The following is a 21,005-nucleotide window of genomic DNA, read 5'->3' on the forward strand; positions in this document are numbered from 1 at the left end:
TTAAAATTTAATACTCATAAAAACAACTTCCACCTATAAATTCTCTAATTATTGAATTACTTGGAACTAAATTCATATCTACTTCCTTAAAGAAATTTAGAAAACTTATAAGTCTTTTAGCTTCATCATATACTTTGCTATTTTCATTTATTTTTAAAAGTTCTTCTAATGCAAACTTTTTCAAAATGCATAATTCATACATAAGCGCTGAGTTAAACATTGCATCTACATTTTCTTGAAATATAAAGATGTTTTTTTCTTCTCCACGTCTTATAGATGGCCACATTTTTAATGTGTTTTCCGCATCGTATCCTCTTGAAAGATAATCCCTAACAATTCTTCTTATTATTCTAATATCTGTCGTTGCTATTCTATTATGGTCATCTAAGTTAAGTTGTGTCAATGGGCTAATATAAATTTTAAATTTTCTTTCTTTTTCAATTGAAGATGTTAACATTTCATTTAAACCATGGATACCTTCTACAATTAAAACTCCGTTCTTTGGAAGTTTCATTTTTCTTCCTAACCATTCCCTTTTTCCTAATTTAAAACTATAAGATGGAATTTCTACTTCTTCTCCACTTAATAACTTTTTCAAATGAATATTAAATAGTTCTAAATCTAGTGCATATATAGATTCAAAGTCGTATTCTCCAAATTCATCTTGTGGTGTTCTTTCTCGATTTACAAAATAATCATCTAACGATATAGGTGTTGGCACAACTCCATTAACTTGTAATTGTATACTTAATCTTTTAGAGAATGTTGTTTTACCTGAAGATGACGGCCCTGCAATTAACACAATATTCACATTTTTATTGGAGCTAATTTCATCTGCTATAGACGCAATTTTTTTTTCATGTAAAGCTTCACAAATTCTTATTAAGTTTACAAATTCGCCCATTTCTACATTTTCATTCAAGGCACCAACATCACTGACGCCTACCAATTTCCCCCATTTTTCAGCTTCATAAAATATACTTGCAAGCTTTTTATGATTTTCAAATTTTGGAATTTTAAATGGTTCTTCAATTGTTGGAAATCTTAATATAAATCCTGGTTCATAATATATTAAATCAAAAGTTTTTAAAACTCCTGTAGAATATGCCATAGGACCATAAAAATAGTCATATTGACCATCCATTTCATATAAACTTACTTTACTTAAATTTCTTGATTTTAAAAGACGTATTTTGTCCTCCATTCCATACTTTTCAAATATCTTTAAAGCTTCTTTAACATCAATTGAAACCTTATTTATTCTTATATCCTTTTGTATTATTTCATTCATCTTTTCCTTTATTAAATATATATCATCAATATCTAGTTTAGGTTCTTTAGTTATCTCTCCAAATAATCCTTTACTTAAAGAGTGTTCTATAGTTATTTTAGCATCTTTAAATAATTCTAAAGTCGCTTTAATAAGCACAAATTGAAGTGTTCTTGTGTAAGTTGCCATTCCAAATTTATCTTTTATATCTACTACTTCAAATTCACTATTTTCATCGATTATTGTGCCCAATTCTGACAATTTACCATTTATTCTACATAATGTGATAGGTATATTTTGCTCTAATTCATTGTTTTTTATAAGGTCATATGCAGTAGTATTTTTTTCTATATCTATAGTTTTATTGTTAGATATTACATTTATTTTAATCATAATAAATATCCCCCTAATTCTGAGTTAATATTATTATATAAGAATTTCTATTTTTTGTATCTTATAAAATGCATTTTATAAAAACAACCTTTTAAATATAAATTTTATGCAATTCTAATAACATTTATAACTTTTTGTTATATTTTTTTGTTTTATTCACAGACTAAGTTTTAGACATGTTTTATATTTCTATTTTTATTTTAAGAGGTGATTTTTTTGCTTATTTCAGTAATTAGAACTTTAATACTTTATTTTTTTCTTTTATTCATGATGAGAATAATGGGAAAAAGAGAACTAGGTCAACTTGAACCTTTTGATTTAGTAACAGCTCTTATGATTTCTGAACTTGGTGTTTTACCTATGGAGAACAACGGAATACCACTAACTAATTCTATTGTACCGATAATAACTATTGTAATGCTTCAAGTTTTAACATCCTTTATCCAACTTAAAAGCGAAAAATTTAGAACACTTTTCAATGGTGAACCTAGCATTTTAATTAAAGATGGTAGAGTTGATATGGATGAACTTAGAAATCAGCGTTTTAATTTAGATGACTTAATGGAAGAATTACGACTAAATGGATATTTCAATTTAGCTGAAATTCACTACGCCATTTTAGAAACTAATGGAAATATTTCTGTAATGCCTAAGGAAACTGTATCACCTTTAACAGCTAAGCAACTTAATATTACACTTGCTGATAACCCTCTTCCTTTAGTTGTTATAAGTGATGGAATAGTAAATAAATATAATTTAAAAGAATTAAAAAAAGATGAAAAATGGCTTAAATCACAATTAAATAAAAGAAATATTATAAACTTTAGTGATGTTGTCGTCGCTATTGTATATGACAAAAACGAAATGTTTATTCAATTAAAAAATGAAGAGAACAACACCTTTACTTCTATTAATGCTAATAGCACTAATGAACTTAAGGATAGTCTAATAAATTTTGTTAAAAATTCTTCTTCAAATAAAAATAATAATAAAAATAAATAATAATTTTATTAACAGGGAGCTAAGAAAATATGAAAAAAATGATTTTACCTTTCACAATTTTTGGTATAATGCTAATAGGAATATTTTTTGCTACTAACTATACAGTACAAACTTGTGATTATCTTCTAAATTTGACTACTGAAACAGAAGAAACTATAGCTTTTGAAAAATGGGATGATGCTTACGTCAATTCTTTGAAATTGCTTACAGATTATGAAGATTCTATAAAGCTTATATCATTATTTTCAGAGCATCAACATTTAGACAATGTGTATGTTGAAATACTAAAACTAACTCAATATGTTAATGAAAAAGATAAAACACACTCTTTATCATCTGTTCATAGTATAAAAGGATTGATTAAGTCTATGAAGGATGAAGAATCTATAACTTTAAGAAATATTTTTTAAAATTTTAGATTCGAATTTAATGTACTACATTAACCTTATGTGTTATACTATTTATATGTTTTAGAATATTTATTCTACTTAATTGTATTATATTATAAATATTTTTTAAAGTGAAAGGTGGATTTATTATGGCATTAGTTACTACAAAAAAAATGTTTGATAAAGCATTTCAAGGAAAATACGCTATAGGCGCTTTCAACATTAATAACATGGAAATAATTCAAGGAATTGTTGATGGATGTAAGACTAAAAACTCTGCAGTTATACTTCAAGTTTCTAGTGGAGCTATGAAATATATGAGACCAGATTATTTAAAGGCATTAGCTGAAGCCGCAGCAAAAGAAAGTGGTCTTGATATAGCATTGCATCTAGATCATGGTGATTCTTTAGATTTAGTGAAAAAATGTATTGAAGTTGGTTTTACATCTGTAATGTTTGATGGTTCTCACTATGAATATGAAGAAAATGTAAAACTTACTAAAGAAGTTGTAGATTATGCTCATGCAAGAGGTGTTGTTGTAGAAGCTGAACTTGGAAAACTTGCTGGTGTAGAAGACGAAGTAAAAGTTGCTGCACATGAAGCTACTTACACTGACCCAGATCAAGCAGTTGATTTTGTAAAAAGAACTGGAGTTGATTCTTTAGCTATAGCTATAGGAACAAGTCATGGTGCTTACAAATTTAAAGGTGAAGCAAAACTTGACTTTGATAGATTAGAAACAATTACGAAAAAATTAGAAGAAGCTGGTTTTCATAATTATCCAATAGTTTTACATGGTGCTTCTTCAGTTGATCAAAATTTTGTAAAAATGTGCAATGATAATGGTGGAGAAATAAACGGAGCTAAAGGTGTTCCTGCAGAAATGTTAAGAAAAGCTTCTGCTATGGCAGTTTGTAAAATAAACATGGATACAGATATAAGACTTGCTATGACTGGAAGTATAAGAAAATACTTAGCTGAAAATCCAAGTCAATTTGATCCAAGAAAATATCTTGGTGAATCAAGAAAAAATATAGAAACTTTAGTTGAAGCTAAAATAGATGAAGTTTTAGGTTCTGCTAACTCTATGAATTAATATAGATATAAAAAATAAACTCAAAATAATTTAAATTATTTTGAGTTTATTTTTTATATCCTTAAATTTTATCCATCTATCTCATCTTGTTTTTCATCATTCTTTACTTTATCATTTCCTGATAACTTATTCACACCTTCTATATCTATCATTGATTTGTTTTCATTGATAGCTTGACGAGCAGTGGATTGTCCAAAGTAAAAAGATATTATTACTGCAAATATGGTAACAAATTGATCACCAGTTACTTTTCCTTTTACAGCTAATATACAAAATGTTATTGTTAATAATATTGATATAAATCTCTTTATTCCGAATACATATACAAGAAACTCTTTCATGTCACACCCCTAAACTAAACTCTATACTTCATTTGTATGATATTTTTATAAAAATGTTAATTGCATAACTTGTAATATGTATACTTTTTTTTATATTTCTTTGTTTTGTTTTTATTGATATAATATATAGAGTTTCAAGTTCAAATTTAAAGTAATGTCTTTCTCAAATAATAGTACTAATCTTACAGTTTATTCTGATATCATTGTTGAAACCAATTAAAAACTAAGAGTGAAAAGTGATGGTTAATATTTAAGTTTATACTTTTTACCTTAACTGTCAATTATCAATATTAAACATTCATTTTAAATTTTTTAATATAAAATTTAAAAGTGATTTTAAAAACATATTAAACTTAAAATAATATTTTATTTATGAGGTGATTTTTTTGGAATATATAAAGGAAATTAATATTCTAGATGCAGTAATACATGTATTAGATAATAATAGTGATGAACCTATCTTAAATGCATTTGCCCTTGATTTAAACGAAGAAACTTACACATTTGTAGCAAAACATGTTCAACGTTGTTTAAAAGATGAAGAATTAAAATATGCATTTTTTACTGAAGATAGAAATATTGTTAAAGAAGTTTCTCAAGAATTTTTGAGTGGTGAAAATAATATTTTAAATGTTTCTAAAGAATTAGCTAAACAGCTATTTATACTAATGCGTTCAAAAGGAAATATTCCATCATGTGATTTACTTACTGTAAGCTTTTCAACTGAATATGGATTGTTTTTAGGGATATTTAAAATGGATTATATTAAGAATTACATGCATACTATTGAGTATGTTGATGATAAAATTGGTATAGATATAATACCTCAACTTACCGGCCTTCCATCTTCTAGCTCTAGAATTCAAAAATGTGCTTTTATAAAAGCAATAAATAGCGATAATGCCTATGATTTAATGGTCATTGATAAACAAAGTAAAAATAAGAATGCTGAGGATTATGGTTCAAATTATTTTATTGATAATTATCTAGGTTGTAGAATAATTGATAATGAAAGAGATATGACTAAAAATTTTGTTAAAGCTGCTGAAAAATGGACTAAGAACAATTTAAAAGAAAATGCATCTGAACAAGAAAAAGTTAGAAGTCATATAAAAAAATCACTAAAGAATGAAGAAAACATTGACATAAATGCTTTTTCTGATGAAGTTTTTAAGGATAATACAGAACTTAAAGAAAACTTTAAAACCTTTGCTAAAGAACATGGTGTTGTAGATAATGTAGCTATAGATAAAGAATGGGTAGATAAAAAATTAAAACGAATTAGATTGAAGATAGACAAAGATATGGATTTATATCTTTCTGAAGAAGCTTATCATGATTTTGAGCGTTTTGAAATTAAACGTAATGGTGATGGAAGTATCAATATGATTCTAAAACATATAATGAACTATGAAGAAAAATAACTTTTATTTTTCTTCATAGTTTTTTAATTTATATATTTTAAACTTATACTGTATAAAATATAGCATTTTTAATAAAACTATACATGTATGAAATTATTTATTAAAATCCCTATAGTTATTATTAGAAATTACTATAATGTTTTTTATATATAATTAAAGGATTTTAAGGTATATAAGTTAAATTATATTAATATTCATAATATTAAAACTATACTTAAAGGAGGTTCTATTAATGTATTCTATAGATAACGGACAATATCATAATAATGAAGAAGTTAAAGGATTAATCTCTGATGTTTTAAAAAGTAATCATTTTGCTATAACGCCTTTAAATGAAAATGATTGCAATTCATATGAAATCAATATTAAAGGCGATAAGTATGGTACCTTTAAAATTTCAAATAATCAAATAAACCATACTGGTCAAGTAATTGATGAAGGCACATTAGAAAATGGTGAAAACTGGAGTCTTGAACTTTATTAATTATGTAAAATAAAAGTGCTAAAAATTAGCACTTTTATTTTTTTAAAAAACTGTTTGATTTTCTTTTTTTAAATTTATAATTATATTTTTTATTTCTTGCAACATTCCTATTATTTCATGTGATAAATTTTCTGCTCTATATATTTCACTATTTACTAATTGTTTATCATTTTTCTCTATAGCTTTTTCTACACTATGACCTATACTATGCAGTTCTTTGTGAATTCCATCAATATTTTTCCAAATAGTTAATATATCCTTATTAGATGGTAATACTGAATTATAAAAATGTCCAAACCCACATTTAGTCCCATCCATTTGAAGTGGCTCTACAGTCATGTTAGCTCCCATATTTTTAAGTTTTTCAGTCCACCCTTCATGTGCTGATATAGCCATATCTATGTTATATATAAAATCATCATTAGATATCATAAAATATTCTTCACTACCTATTTCACCGCTTAACTTAGCTAAAGAATCTACTAACTCTTCTATACTTTCTAATTCATTTCCCATATTTTTTATCATTACAGATTTTTCTCTAACATTCTCTGACATTGACTCTAAAATCTCACTATCTTTTATAATTGATGTCACCGCTTCATTTATCTGTTCACCTATCGAACTAACCTCTTCCATATTATTAGCAACATCCTCTACATTTTCTATAACTGATTTAACAGCATCATTACTTTCATTAAATGAATTAGCTATGTTCACGGTATGGGTCTCTAATTTATTTATAAACTCTACAGTAGAATTTACACTTTCATAGTTTTTCAATGAAGATGATTCTATTTTATTAACAAATTCTTGCATAACTGCCAATTGATTCGTTGTATTTTCTGATAAACTTCTTATCTCTTCAGCAACTACAGCAAACCCTTTTCCATTTTCACCTGCTCTTGCAGCTTCTATACTAGCATTTAATGCTAATAAATTAGTATTGTCTGCTATATCATGTATTCCATTTAAAATACTTCTCATATCATTTACTATGCCATTTAACTCATTCATATTTTTCTCCATTACTGAAGAATTATTAGACACTTCCTTGTTTAAATTTAATATGTCATCAAGAGCAGTATTACTTGAATTTAATATATCTTTTAAACAATCAGTTTTATTTATTATATTTTCTAAAGATTTAGCATTATTTTCAATGGCATTTGATAATTCGTTTACACCAGCACCAGTTTCTTGTATTACTGAAACTAGATTATGTGATGAATCTTTAAGTGTATTTGATGTCTTTTCTAATTCTCTTGAATAATGTAATAATTGAACATTAAAATTACTTATTTTAGTTGATAAACCTAAAATACCCTTTATAAGTTTTTCTACCTTAGATGATATTCTCAATATAAATTTAGCTAGTTTTGAAAATAATTTTATATCCTCTTCACTAGAGTTATTAAACATTCCTTCAATTTCAGCTAAATCCCTTTTTTCAAAACTGGCCTTAATAAAACCTACCTGTTTTTTTATTTTAAATACTGATACCATATTTTTCCTCCCACTAAGACACTATTTTTATAATTATCGATAAATTTTTTTATACCTTTACATAATGCTAAACTTACTATCCTTAGATGTTAAATATATATGTTTATATTAATAAGTTAAATATTTCAAATGCATTGTAAGTTTAAAATTATGTTATAATTAACTATTGAATTTTAAGATTTCAATGTATAATTTAAATAGCAATATTATAATAAACTACTTTTCTTTGGAAAATACTAATATATATTGCTTACTGCAACTTAAGGAGGTTTTTTTATGCACGAAATTGAAACAAGAATTATAGACATAAATGTTGATGATATAAGGAATAAATTAAAAAATTTAAATGCATCAAAAGTTAAAGAAGAAAGTCAAGTAAATAATATCTTTGATTTTTCTGACAGACGTATGTTAAATGCTAAAGGTTATGCTAGAATACGTGAAGTTTTTGATCATATTTCAAATAGAAATATTTACTATATGACTACAAAAAAGCTTTTAAGTCAAGAAAAATATAAAATCATGGATGAATGTGAAGTCGAAATTAGTAATGGAGATGAAGGCAAAAAAATTTTTAACTCTTTAGGCTTGGAATTAGTTGAATCTATAAAAAAATTTAGAGAAAGTTATCAATATAAAAACACTTTAATTGAAATTGATATAAATGATCCAAGTTTTTGCCCATTTCCTTATATAGAAATAGAATCACTTTATGAAGATGAAATTATTGAAGTTGTTGGCTTGCTTGGATATACAATGAATGATACAACCTCAAAAACTATATATGAAATATTAAAAGATAAATCATCTTTAAAAGGTTTATAAATGTTTGGATATGTAATGCCATGTAAAATGGAACTTAAAGTTAAAGATTATGAAAAATTCAAAGCTTACTATTGTGGTCTATGCCTTGCTATAAAAAATGAATTTGGTAACCTTCCACGATTTGCTCTTAATTATGATATGACATTTTTAGCTATATTACTAGATAGCTTAAATAATGAAAATTTAGATTTTGTCGTTAGTAAATGTATTGCTCACCCAGTAAAAAAAAGAGCTAAAATTGTAAATTGTGATGCCCTTAACTACGCTGCATTTTGCAATATATCTTTAACTTACTTTAAATTATTAGATAATGTTCAAGATGATGAATCTAAATTAAATAAAATATTATCTATATTCTTAAAAAAATACACTAAAACTGATGACACAACTAATATAAAAATCCTCAATTATATGGAAGAAAAACTTGACTTATTAAATCAAATTGAAAATAATGAAAACCTAAGTTCTATTGATGAAATTTCACATATATTTGCTGATTTAACTGCATACATTATATGTGAATATGTAGATGATGACAAATTAAAAAATAACTTATATAATTTAGGATATAATCTAGGAAGATTTATATATTTAATTGACGCATATGATGATTTAAAGAAAGATATGGAAGAAAATAAGTTTAATCCAATAAATAAATGCTTTAATAATGATAATCTTCCTTATGAAGAATTAATAAATTTAATTAGAGATAGAATTGAATTTAATTTAATTATGAGTGCCCAAAGCTCTTATGATTCATTAATGGCTTTAGATTTATGTAAGAATAAAGACCTTTTAACTAATATACTAGAGCTAGGTTTAATGGAAAAGATAGAAAGTATTAAATTTAAGGAGTGTAAAAAAAATGAGAAATCCGTATGAAGTATTAGGGGTTAAAGAAGGTGCTTCTCAAGATGAGATAAAAAGTGCTTATAGAAAACTTGCTAAACAATATCATCCTGATCAATATGATAATAATCCTTTAAGAGAACTTGCTGAAGAAAAAATGAGAGAAATTAATGAGGCTTATGATGCCCTAACTAAAGGTAACACTAATTCTTATAATAGTAGCAATACTAATTCTAATCCAAACTATAGTGGTAATGATTTTTCTACATATCAATCAGTTAGAAACGATTTAAACATAGGCAATATTTCTGGTGCTGAAAGTAAGCTAAATTCTATTAGTAATAGAACTGCTGAATGGTATTTCCTTATGGGAATGGTCAACGTTAAGAAAAATTGGTTTGATAATGCATATAATTTAATTTCTCAAGCTTGTAGAATGGACCCTAACAACTTTGAATATAGACGTACATTAAATGAATTATCTATGCGTCAAAGAGCATATGCAGGCAATTATAACACAACTACTCGTGGTGGCGATAGTTGTTGTGATACCCTTTGTAAACTATGGGCTCTTGACACTTGCTGTGAATGTATGGGTGGAGATTGCATAAGTTGTTTCTAGTCTTAATACTATTATTATTGAAAGATAAACTAATATTAAATAGTTTATCTTTTTTCTAAATTATTAAAAATAATAATTTTAATTTAATATTATAACAACATCTGTTGGAGGTGATTTTATGGGAAATTTAAATATTAACTCTAAAACTACTTATATAACTAAAGGTGGAATTTATGTAGCTTTAAGCTTAGTTATCTTATATGCTTCTGTTTTAGTTCCTTTTAATACTATGTTTATCCTACTTCTTGCATCTAGTATTATTCCACTTTCTATTTTAACAATAGGTGTAAAACCTACTATTATAGTTTATATTGCAGTTTCTTCAATATCTTATTTTATAATTCCAACTAAATCTATTTGTATTATGTATTTACTATTTTTTGGTTCATATGGCTTCATAAAATATTTTATAGAAGGAAAGAAAAATAAAAATTTACAAGTTTTACTTAAGTTTTTATTCTTTAATACTTCTGCTATAATTTATTTATTTTTACTTAAAACACTATTTGCAACTGAAGTCTCTATAACATATAATAACAATATAGTGCTTTTAATTACACCTATAATTGTATATGAAGTTGCATTTTTCATATATGATTATGCTCTTACTCAAATAATTACTTATTTAAGCAAGAAAGTAATTAAAAATTTGAAATAATTGAATATAATTATTGTAAAATCACAATAATTATATTATAATTTATTATTAATTGAATATAATTATTGCTTTGATTAGGAGTATTAGTATTATATTAGTTTTTAGAGAGCTACAGTTTGCTGAAATGTAGTAACTAATTTGTATGAACTTGCCTATGAGCTTACTTGTTAGAAACAAGTACGGTCTTATATCGTTATAATACACAAGTGAGGCTTTTGCCTAATTAGAGTGGTACCGCGGAAATATAACTTTCGTCTCTTTTTATTTAGAGATGAAAGTTTTTTTATATTCTCAAAATAAAAATAATTAATGGGAAAACTATCTTTAACTTATTAATTGTTATCTTATTATGAAAGCAAACATTAGAATAACTATTGAATTTATTCATAAAAGTATAAGTTAAAAATATAAGTTGAAACCATACATATGTAAGGAGGATTATTTATGGGAAATTATAATACTGAAATTGATAAAAAATGGCAACAAAAATGGGAAGAAAGTCAAATTTATAAATTTGACAATGATAATCTTGACAAAAAACTTTATGTTTTAGAGATGTTCTCATACCCTTCTGGAAGCCAATTACATGCTGGGCACTGGTTTAACTATGGACCCGTTGACACATGGGCTAGAATAAAGAGAATGGAAGGATATAACGTATTCCAACCAATGGGTTTTGATGCCTTTGGACTTCCTGCTGAAAACTTTGCAATTAAAACTGGAATTCATCCTATGGATTCTACTGAAAAAAATATAGTTACTATGGAAAAGCAATTAAAAGCTATGGGTGCTATGTTTAACTGGGAAAATGAAGTTGTAACTTGTAGACCAGATTATTATAAATGGACTCAATGGTTATTCTTAAAGCTATATGAAAAAGGACTTGCTTACAGAAAAAATGCTCCTGTTAATTGGTGCCCTAGCTGTAATACAGTTCTTGCTAACGAACAAGTAGTTGATGGCTTCTGTGAAAGATGTGAAAGTGAAGTTACTAAAAAGAACTTAACTCAATGGTTCTTAAAAATTACTGACTATGCAGATGAATTACTTGAAAAAATAGATGAGTTAGATTGGCCTGAAAAAACTAAATCTATGCAAAAACACTGGATTGGAAAATCTACTGGTTCAGAAGCATTATTTAAAGTTGATGGTAAGGATATAGAATTTAATGTATTTACAACAAGAGTAGATACTTTATTTGGAGTTACTTATGTAGTTTTAGCTCCAGAAAATGATTTAGTAGATGAACTTACAACTGCTGAATTCAAAGGAGCTGTTGATGATTATAGAGAAGCTGCTAAAAAGCAATCTGATATAGAAAGACAATCTATAACTAGGGAAAAAACTGGTGTATTTACTGGTTCTTATGCTATAAACCCTATAAACGGTAAAAAAGTACCTATTTGGATTGGAGACTATGTTTTAAACAGTTATGGAACTGGGGCTGTTATGGCTGTTCCAGCACATGATGAAAGAGATTTTGCTTTTGCTACAAAATATTCTCTTCCAATTGAAAGAGTTATTGAAGGTGGCGAGCTTCCATATACTGAAAAAGGAACTTTAATAAATAGTGCTGAATTTAGTGGTTTATCATCAGAAGAAGCTAAAGAAGCAATTGTTAATAAATTAAGTTCTTTAAAATTAGGTGAAAAGAAAGTAAACTTTAGACTAAGAGACTGGCTAGTTTCTAGACAAAGATACTGGGGAGCCCCTATTCCAATAATTTATTGTGATAAATGTGGAACAGTTCCAGTACCTGAAAAAGATTTACCAGTACAACTTCCATATGATGTTGAATTTACACCTGATGGAAAATCTCCATTAGCTAAATGTGAAAGCTTTGTAAATACAACTTGCCCTTGTTGTGGTGGTCCTGCAAAAAGAGAAGTTGATACATTAGATACTTTTGTATGTTCTTCATTCTACTATTTAAGATATACTGACAATAAAAATGGTGAAATATGTTTTGATAGTGATAGAGCTAACAAAATGCTTCCTGTAGATAAATATGTAGGTGGTCCAGAACATGCTTGTATGCACTTACTATATGCAAGATTTATAACTAAAGCCTTAAGAGATATGGGATATGTAAACTTTGATGAACCATTTAAATCTTTAACTCATCAAGGACTTATCCTAGGACCAGATGGTTTAAAAATGAGTAAATCTAAAGGAAATACTATTTCTCCTGATGATTATATAAAAGATTTTGGTGCTGACGTATTTAGAATGTATCTAATGTTTGGATTCGGTTACACTGATGGTGGTGCTTGGAGCGATGATGGAATAAAATCTATTGGTAGATTTGTTGAAAGAATTGAAAGAATTCTTGAACATTGTATCGCGGAGTTAAAAAACAAAGATAATAATAAAGAAGTTCTAGAAGCACCAGAAAAAGAATTAAACTACTGGAGACACTTCGCTATTAAAAATGTTACTGAAGACGGAGATAAGATGCAATTTAATACTGCAATCGCTAGAATGATGGAGTTTACTAATGCATTATCTAAGTACTTAAATGAAAAAGTTAAAAATGTAAATTTCTTAAAAGAAGTTCTTGTAGACTACATTAAGCTTCTTGCACCATTTGCTCCTCACTTTGCTGAAGAACAATGGGAATGTTTAGGTATGAACTACTCAGTATTTAATGAAAAATGGCCTGAATTCTCACCAGAAGCCTTAATTAAAGATGAAGTAGAAATTGCTATTCAAGTTAACGGAAAAATTAAAGCTAAAATAAATGTTTCTACATCACTTGATGAAGAAGGCATTAAAGAAGCTTCTTTAAATAATGAAACTATAAAATCTAACCTTGAAGGAAAAACTGTAAGAAAAGTTATCGTTATAAAAGGTAGACTTGTTAATATAGTTGCTAACTAATTTAATTTTAATAAAAAAAGATTAATAGATTTCTATTAATCTTTTTTTATTAATTCTTATTATATTTATCTAAAGCTTTCTTTGTTTCTTGTAATAAGCTATTTAATTCATACGCTTCCCCTACTTCTAATAGTTTATTTAATTGTTCAGAGAATCTAGATGCCTCAGATATCTTTCCTAATGATGATAATGTTAGTATGTTTTCAACTATCCCTGTTACTAAACTAGATTTAACTTCAAATAATTTTTGTGCATCTTTTATTTCATCTTTTATATCCATCATTTGCTCATCTAGCTTAAATGCTGCATCTGCTGCGTTCTTTAACTTACTTTTTACATCTATAGGAATATCATGTTTATATTTATAGTTTAATGAATGTTCTACAGTTGCCCAGAAATTCATTGCCAATGTTCTTATTTGAAATTCTGCTAATATTTCTGTTGGTCCATCAACCATATTTACAGGATATTTTATTATTATATGATAACTTCTATACCCACTACTTTTAACATTTGTAATATAATCTTTTTCATATATTATCTGCATATCTTTTCTTTGTCTAATAAGTTCTACAACTGTATCTATATCATCAACAAACTGACACATTATTCTAACGCCAGCTATATCTTCCATTTCATATGCAATTCTTTCAAGTGGGATATCAAATTTATTTGCTTTCTCTAAAATACTAGAAACTTCCTTTACTCTTGCTGTTACAAACTCTATTGGGGAGTATTCGTTTTTTCTTCTTAGCTCTCTTCTTATGCTTCTAAATTTAACTTTTAATTCCTCAACTGCTTGTTCATATGGAATTAAAAACTTTTTCCACTCCACTACTGCCATCTAATTCACCCTTTACTATTTTAGCTTTATATATTAAATAATTTAATTTGAGTTAATACATATATATATAATATAATGTTATTAGTATAAAATATCAAATAAATATTTATTTTTAATATTTTTAAGGTGGTAAATGACTATGTCTGATAATAAAATTTTCTCTGGACTTGAACATGTAGGTTTTAAGGATAGTGATTTAAAAGATTTATCTCTTTATGAAAAAGAAAAAAAAGCTATAGAAGATGCAAAAAAAACATCACCTTCTTCATTACTATATGAAAAAACTATTGTTTGTCCTGTGTGTGAAACTACATTTAAACAACTAGCTTTAAAAAGTAATTCTTATAGAATGATATCTAAAGATTCCGACTTTTTCATAAGATATGCTACAATAAATCCTTACTTTTATGATGTCTATGTTTGTGAGCATTGCGGCTATTCAGCTTTAAAGGTAGATTTCAACAAAATTTCGGAGAAACAAAAAGAATCGGTTATAAGTAATATTTCAACAAAATTCAAATCAAGAACATATCCAAAAGAATATAATTTATCTATAGCTATTGAAAGATATAAGTTAGCTCTTTTGAATGCAACTTATATAAATAGTAAATCTAGTACAAAAGCTATGATTTGTTTAAAAATTGCTTGGATGTATCGCTTATCTGAGGATAATAACAGTTCTGAACTTGAAAAAAGTTTTCTTAAATCATCCCTTGAGGGGTTTAATGTTGCTTTAGAAAAAGAATCAATGCCTGTATATAAAATGAATACTTTTCTTTTGATGTATTTAATTGGTGAATTAAATCGTCGTCTTGAAAATTATGATACTGCACTTTCTTGGTTTTCAAGAGTTATTACAACTCCTGGTGTATCTACTAACTTAAAGGAACTTACTAGAACTCAGAGAGATCTCATAAAAGAAACTTTAGAGCAGCAAAATGCAGCTAAAGAAGAAAGTACCGAAATCTCTACAGATGATATAGATAGCAATGAGGATTCTACTAAATCCAATAAAGGGTTCTTTTCCAAATTATTTGGTGAGTAAAAAGTTAAGACTATAAATATAGCCTTAACTTTTTGTTTCATTTAAATTAGCAGCAACCTCATCTAATGTTATTTTTTCTATGTTATTCATATTTCTTTTTGCCACTGATAACATCAGTTTTATCCTATTAATTTGATTGGCTTCACTTGCACCAGGATCATAATCTATTGGAATTATATTACTACTCTCGTATTTTCTTTTTATAGCTTTTATCATTCCTTTTCCAGTAACATGATTAGGTAAGCAAGCAAATGGTTGCATGCATATTATATTATTTACTCCGCTCTCTATAAGTTCCAGCATTTCAGCAGTTAAAAACCATCCTTCACCTGTTTGATTACAAAGTGATAAAACTTTGCTTGCAAGTTTTCCCAAATATTCAATGTCTTTAGGTGCTGTAAATCTATTGCTCTTATTTAACTCTTCCTTCATTATCTTTCTATAATATTCAATAAAGCTTATAACAACCTGTCCTGAAATATCATTTAGTTTATTTCCAATTAAATTTTGATATTTGATTTTAGAGTTATATGCACAATACAAGAAAAAATCTGTTAAGTCTGGCATTACTGCTTCAGCACCTTCATTTTCTACTATTTCTATTACCCTATTATTGGCTGTTGGATGAAACTTTACTAAAATTTCACCTACTAATCCAACCTTAGGCTTATCATAATTATTTATCTCTAACATATCAAAATCTTTTATAACATTTTTTATATTTTCTTTTAATCCATTTAAATCATACTCTTTTATTTGCTTTTTAATTTTTTTATTCCACATTTTGTATAATTCATTTGTACTTCCTTTTATTTTTTCATAAGGTCTTACTTTTAAAGTACATCTCATAAACAGATCTCCATATATAAGGGCAATCACTGCTTTTTTCGCCATTTTTAGTGAGTATTTAAATCCTGGATTTTTCTCAAGTCCACAAGCATTTAATGATATAACTGGTATATTTTCCATTCCACAATCTTTTAATGCCTTTCTTAAAAAGCCTATATAATTTGTAGCTCTACATCCCCCTCCAGTTTGAGTAATTACTACTGATGTATTGTTTATATCATACTTTCCTGATTTCAATGCATTTATTATTTGACCTATAACTATTATAGATGGATAACAAGCATCATTATTTACATATTTTAATCCTTCATCTACAGCTCTTTCATCCACCGCTGGAAGAACTTCTAAGTTATATCCACTTGAACTTAAAGCTACCTGTAATAATTCAAAATGCATTGGTGACATTTGTGGTGCAATAAGTGTATGTCTTTTCCTCATTTCTTTCGTAAATATAGGTCTAGATTTTACTTTTGTTTTTTTACAACAGCCTATTGACTTTAATTCTCGCTCTTCCATTGCAGCTTTTAATGATCTAATTCTTATACGAACTGCTCCTAAATTATTAACTTCATCTATTTTTATACTTGTATATATTTTATCATTATTTTTTAATATTTCCTGAACTTGATCAGTAGTAACTGCATCTAATCCACAGCCAAAAGAATTCAATTGGACTAATTCAATTTTAGATTCATTGCTTACAAAAGATGCTGCTGCATATAGTCTTGAATGGTACATCCATTGATCTACAACTCTTAAAGGTCTTTCAACTTGTCCTAAATGAGCAATTGAATCTTCTGTAAGAACTACAATTCCATATCCCGATATAAGCTTATCAATTCCATGATTGATTTCTGGATCAATATGATATGGTCTTCCACACAATACAATTCCTTTTTTATTATAATCTTTTATATATTTTAAGGCTTCTTCACCTTTTTTTCTTATATCTTCTTTAAATTTTTCATCTTCACTCCATGCTAAATTTACAGCATTACTTATTTCTTTGAAAGGTATATCAAAGCTACTTAAAGATTTAAATAATCCCTCTTTTAACTTTTTAATATCCTTAAAAGCAATAAATGGATTTAAAAATTTTATATTACCTTCTATTAATCTATCTACATTATTTTTTATTACTTCTGGATATGAAATTACCATAGGACAATTAAATTGATTGTTAGCTTCTTTTTGTTCTTTATGCTCATAAAAAACACAAGGATAAAATATAAAGTCTACTTTCTTATCTATTAAATCAATAATATGCCCATGAGCCATTTTAGCTGGATAACAAGCTGACTCTGATGGTATTGTTTCCATACCTAATTGATAAATTTCCTTTGAAGATCTATTTGATAGTTCTACTTTAAATCCCAGTGTTGTAAAGAATGTATGCCAAAATGGATAATTTTCATACATATTTAAAACTCTAGGAATTCCAACTATCCCTCTATAAGCCTCATTATCTTCTAATGGTTTATAGTCAAATATTCTATCATATTTATATTGAAATAAATTTGGTAGTCCTTTTTCTTCTTTTAATCCACCTTCACCTTTTTCACATCTATTTCCTGAGATAAAACTTTCTCCACTTGAAAATTTATTAATTGTTAAAAGACAATTGTTACTGCATCCTCCACATCTTCTTAGGTTAGTAGTTACATTAAATTCATTTAACTCTTTTTGTGAAATTAAACTACTTTTTTCTTTTCCACTACCTCTTTCCTTTGCTATTAACGCAGCTCCAAATGCCCCCATAAGTCCTGCTATATCTGGTCTTATAACTTCTCTTTGTGATATTAATTCAAAAGCTCGTAATATAGCATCATTATAAAAAGTTCCGCCTTGAACTAATATTTTTTCTCCCATTTCCTTAGGATTTCTTATTCTTATAACTTTATGAAGTGCATTTTTAATAACGGAATAACAAAGTCCTGCTGCTATATCCCCAACTGAACTTCCTTCTTTTTGCGCTTCTTTAACCCTTGAATTCATAAAAACAGTACATCTTGATCCTAAATCTACAGGACTTTTGCTATTTATCGCTTCTTTTATAAAATCATCTATAGGTAGTTCCAACGACTTGCTAAAAGATTCAATAAAAGAACCACATCCAGATGAACATGCTTCATTTAATTTAATCTCATTTATAACTTTATTACTTATGGTTATGCACTTCATATCTTGACCACCTATGTCTAAAATAAAGTCTACATTTGGTTCAAAAAACATAGCAGCTTTTTGATGTGCAATTGTTTCAACTTCTCCATAATCAACTTTAAATGCTTTCTTTATTAATCCTTCTCCATACCCCGTAACAGTACTACCTTTTATAGTTATATCATTATCTATAATATTATAAATTTCATTTAAAATTTTTCTTATTTGTTTTATAGGGTTCCCATTATTACTACCATAATGTGAATATAAAATTTCTCCTTCTTCATTTATTAAAACTGCTTTTGTAGTTGTTGATCCTGCATCTAATCCTAAGTATGTACCTCCTTTGTATTCTTCTAAATTGCTTCTTTTAACAGAGTTGCTATTATGTCTTTTCTTAAATTCCTTTAATTCTTCCTCATTTTTGAAAAGAGGTTTTAACCTATTTATTTCATTATTCTCATATTTTTTTATACTATTAATTTTCTCTGTTAACTTTTCAGGTGTTAATTTTTCTTCATATTTAGAACATAGTGCTGCTCCTATTGCAACAAAAATTTGAGAATTATTTGGAAATATAACATCTTCCTCTTTAATTTTCAATGTTTCTATGAACCTTTTTCTTAATTCTGATAAATAATATAATGGACCACCTAAAAATGCTACTTTTCCTCTTATCGGTCTTCCACATGCAAGACCACTTATTGTTTGATTTACTACTGATTGAAAAATTGATACAGCAATATCTTCTTTTCTTGCACCTTCATTTAACAAGGGTTGAATATCACTTTTAGCAAATACCCCGCATCTTGCTGCTATAGGGTATATAACTTTATAATTTTTTGCTAATTCATTTAACCCATTTCCATCAGTTTCTAATAAAGCTGCCATTTGATCTATAAAAGCACCTGTACCTCCAGCACAAGTTCCATTCATCCTTTGCTCTACCCCACCAGTAAAATAAGTTATTTTTGCATCTTCTCCACCTAATTCTATTGCTACATCTGTTTCAGTAATCAACTCCTCAACTGCTTTCCTACAAGCAACAACTTCTTGTGTAAATCCTATATTTAACCACTTAGAAATTGTGAGTCCCCCAGATCCTGTCATCATTATAGTGAATAGTTTGTCGTCTAAATTATATAATCCATCTAATAATAGATTATATATACTTTCTTTTATATTAGAGTAATGTCTCATATATTTACTATAAATTATTTTCCCATTTATATTTAACGCTACTAACTTAACCGTCGTAGAACCAACATCTAGTCCTAAATGAACTAATTCTGCCATTTCTCTTCACTCCCCAAATAAATATAAACTTTTTAAATTAATTACACATTGTTTATTAAAATACCATTATATTTAAACAAGTTTTTCATTTAATTATTATTTACTAATTGTTAAACTTAATTTTTTTAATATTGCATCTTTTTATTTGATTTATATATTATACTTCTTATATTAACTATAGAGAACTAAAAATTTTAAACTCTTACTTAATTTTAATTATTATATTTTCTACTTCTATATTATAGCATTTTTCTTAAATTATAAAGAACCATAAATTTAAAAAGTTTCAATTTACATGCAATAAAATAAACTTTTAAAAACATAATAATTATTACTATATTTTTAAAAGTTTTATCATTGTATAAACTTATTTTTCATTATCTAATATTAATTTAGGTTTAAAATCTATATGATCACAAGATGTTAATACATACTCAACATCATTTTTACAACCTTCAAAAGCCCATGGTAACCCTGCTCCATGAATATGTCCATATATTACTTTTTCAACATTAAATTCTTCAATAATTTCTATAATTTCATTTTCCTCTTCACTATCATTAACTGGTGGATAATGTAACATAACTATTATTTTGCTATATCCATCCTTTTTTGCACTTTCTAAGGAAAGTCTTAATCTAATTAATTCTCTATCATATATTTTTTTATCATGAGTTGTAAACTTTGAACTCTTTGGTGTAATCCATCCTCTACTACCACATATAGCATAATCTTCATATACAAAGTAATTATTCTGTATAAAATGCATATCTTCATACATTGCATTTAACTTCGTTATACTAGTCCACCAATAATCATGATTTCCTCTAACTAATATTTTTTTACCTGGAAGTGAATTAATAAAATCTAAATCATTCTTACCTTCTTCAACTTTCATTGACCAAGAAATATCTCCAGCTATTAATACAGTATCATTTTCATTTATAAGTTTCATCCAATTTTCTTTTATCTTCTCATCATGATTAGCCCAATTGTCTCCAAATATATCCATAGGTTTTTCACTATTGAAAGCTAAATGTAAATCTGATATAGCATATAATGCCAATATTT

At 26.9% G+C, this 21,005-nt stretch carries 17 protein-coding genes and 1 other annotated feature; of the genes, 11 read left to right on the forward strand and 6 right to left on the reverse strand.

All coding sequences use genetic code 11. The features are described from left to right. Positions 1 to 7: 7 nt before the first annotated feature. Positions 8 to 1,663 (reverse strand): nucleoside kinase, encoded by a 1,656-nt coding sequence (locus BN346_RS03055; protein ID WP_034439221.1) that lies wholly within the window; start codon positions 1,661 to 1,663, stop codon positions 8 to 10. Between the two features lie 267 nt (positions 1,664 to 1,930). Here BN346_RS03055 and BN346_RS03060 point away from each other — a divergent pair, with 267 nt between their 5' ends. The 3 genes from BN346_RS03060 (at position 1,931) to fba (ending at position 4,151) form a co-directional block, all read left to right on the forward strand. Then, on the forward strand, positions 1,931 to 2,665 hold the full coding sequence (locus BN346_RS03060) for a DUF421 domain-containing protein (protein WP_242838381.1): 735 nt from the start codon (positions 1,931 to 1,933) through the stop codon (positions 2,663 to 2,665). Positions 2,666 to 2,694: 29 nt separating this feature from the next. Then, positions 2,695 to 3,075 (forward strand): DUF4363 family protein, encoded by a 381-nt coding sequence (locus BN346_RS03065; protein WP_034439223.1) that lies wholly within the window; start codon positions 2,695 to 2,697, stop codon positions 3,073 to 3,075. 128 nt (positions 3,076 to 3,203) lie between these two features. Next, positions 3,204 to 4,151 (forward strand): class II fructose-1,6-bisphosphate aldolase, encoded by a 948-nt coding sequence (fba, locus tag BN346_RS03070; RefSeq protein WP_034439226.1) that lies wholly within the window; start codon positions 3,204 to 3,206, stop codon positions 4,149 to 4,151. A 68-nt stretch (positions 4,152 to 4,219) separates the two neighbouring features. Here the strand turns inward: fba and BN346_RS03075 are convergent, their stop codons facing one another. Further along, positions 4,220 to 4,492 (reverse strand): hypothetical protein, encoded by a 273-nt coding sequence (locus BN346_RS03075; protein WP_034439228.1) that lies wholly within the window; start codon positions 4,490 to 4,492, stop codon positions 4,220 to 4,222. 386 nt (positions 4,493 to 4,878) lie between these two features. Between BN346_RS03075 and BN346_RS03080 the strand changes: the two genes are divergently transcribed. Further along, positions 4,879 to 5,916: a nucleoid-associated protein gene (locus BN346_RS03080; protein WP_034439231.1), complete on the forward strand. Its 1,038-nt coding sequence runs from the start codon at positions 4,879 to 4,881 to the stop codon at positions 5,914 to 5,916. A 232-nt stretch (positions 5,917 to 6,148) separates the two neighbouring features. Then, on the forward strand, positions 6,149 to 6,400 hold the full coding sequence (locus tag BN346_RS03085; protein WP_034439235.1) for a hypothetical protein: 252 nt from the start codon (positions 6,149 to 6,151) through the stop codon (positions 6,398 to 6,400). Positions 6,401 to 6,442: 42 nt separating this feature from the next. Here BN346_RS03085 and BN346_RS03090 read toward each other — a convergent pair whose 3' ends face one another. Further along, positions 6,443 to 7,906: a methyl-accepting chemotaxis protein gene (locus BN346_RS03090; RefSeq protein WP_034439238.1), complete on the reverse strand. Its 1,464-nt coding sequence runs from the start codon at positions 7,904 to 7,906 to the stop codon at positions 6,443 to 6,445. A 276-nt stretch (positions 7,907 to 8,182) separates the two neighbouring features. Between BN346_RS03090 and BN346_RS03095 the strand changes: the two genes are divergently transcribed. The 5 genes from BN346_RS03095 (at position 8,183) to leuS (ending at position 13,740) form a co-directional block, all read left to right on the forward strand. Then, positions 8,183 to 8,731 (forward strand): class IV adenylate cyclase, encoded by a 549-nt coding sequence (locus BN346_RS03095; protein WP_034439243.1) that lies wholly within the window; start codon positions 8,183 to 8,185, stop codon positions 8,729 to 8,731. Continuing rightward, positions 8,732 to 9,613: a DUF5685 family protein gene (locus BN346_RS03100; protein WP_034439246.1), complete on the forward strand. Its 882-nt coding sequence runs from the start codon at positions 8,732 to 8,734 to the stop codon at positions 9,611 to 9,613. After that, positions 9,597 to 10,202, forward strand: a complete 606-nt coding sequence (locus BN346_RS03105) for a J domain-containing protein (RefSeq protein ID WP_034439249.1) — start codon at positions 9,597 to 9,599, stop codon at positions 10,200 to 10,202. The genes BN346_RS03100 and BN346_RS03105 overlap by 17 nt, the downstream gene beginning before the upstream one ends. Before the next feature lie 118 nt (positions 10,203 to 10,320). Next, positions 10,321 to 10,860 (forward strand): hypothetical protein, encoded by a 540-nt coding sequence (locus tag BN346_RS03110; protein WP_034439252.1) that lies wholly within the window; start codon positions 10,321 to 10,323, stop codon positions 10,858 to 10,860. Positions 10,861 to 10,921: 61 nt separating this feature from the next. Continuing rightward, positions 10,922 to 11,122: a binding site (T-box leader), on the forward strand. Positions 11,123 to 11,304: 182 nt separating this feature from the next. Beyond that, on the forward strand, positions 11,305 to 13,740 hold the full coding sequence (gene leuS / locus BN346_RS03115) for a leucine--tRNA ligase (protein WP_034439255.1): 2,436 nt from the start codon (positions 11,305 to 11,307) through the stop codon (positions 13,738 to 13,740). Positions 13,741 to 13,789: 49 nt separating this feature from the next. Here the strand turns inward: leuS and yjbM are convergent, their stop codons facing one another. After that, the gene (gene yjbM / locus BN346_RS03120; protein WP_034439258.1) at positions 13,790 to 14,584 is read right to left on the reverse strand and encodes a GTP diphosphokinase; all 795 of its coding nucleotides are present in this window, start codon (positions 14,582 to 14,584) and stop codon (positions 13,790 to 13,792) included. 139 nt (positions 14,585 to 14,723) lie between these two features. Here yjbM and BN346_RS03125 point away from each other — a divergent pair, with 139 nt between their 5' ends. Next, positions 14,724 to 15,629, forward strand: a complete 906-nt coding sequence (locus tag BN346_RS03125) for a DUF2225 domain-containing protein (RefSeq protein WP_081770901.1) — start codon at positions 14,724 to 14,726, stop codon at positions 15,627 to 15,629. Between the two features lie 24 nt (positions 15,630 to 15,653). Here the strand turns inward: BN346_RS03125 and BN346_RS03130 are convergent, their stop codons facing one another. Beyond that, on the reverse strand, positions 15,654 to 19,934 hold the full coding sequence (locus tag BN346_RS03130) for a 2-hydroxyacyl-CoA dehydratase (protein ID WP_034439260.1): 4,281 nt from the start codon (positions 19,932 to 19,934) through the stop codon (positions 15,654 to 15,656). 367 nt (positions 19,935 to 20,301) lie between these two features. Beyond that, complete coding sequence (locus BN346_RS03135; RefSeq protein ID WP_034439263.1) at positions 20,302 to 21,000, reverse strand: metallophosphoesterase; 699 nt, start codon at positions 20,998 to 21,000, stop codon at positions 20,302 to 20,304. Positions 21,001 to 21,005: the final 5 nt, after the last annotated feature.

The organism is Clostridium ihumii AP5 (assembly GCF_000612845.1).
Taxonomy (GTDB): Bacteria; Bacillota; Clostridia; order Clostridiales; family Clostridiaceae; genus Clostridium_J; species Clostridium_J ihumii.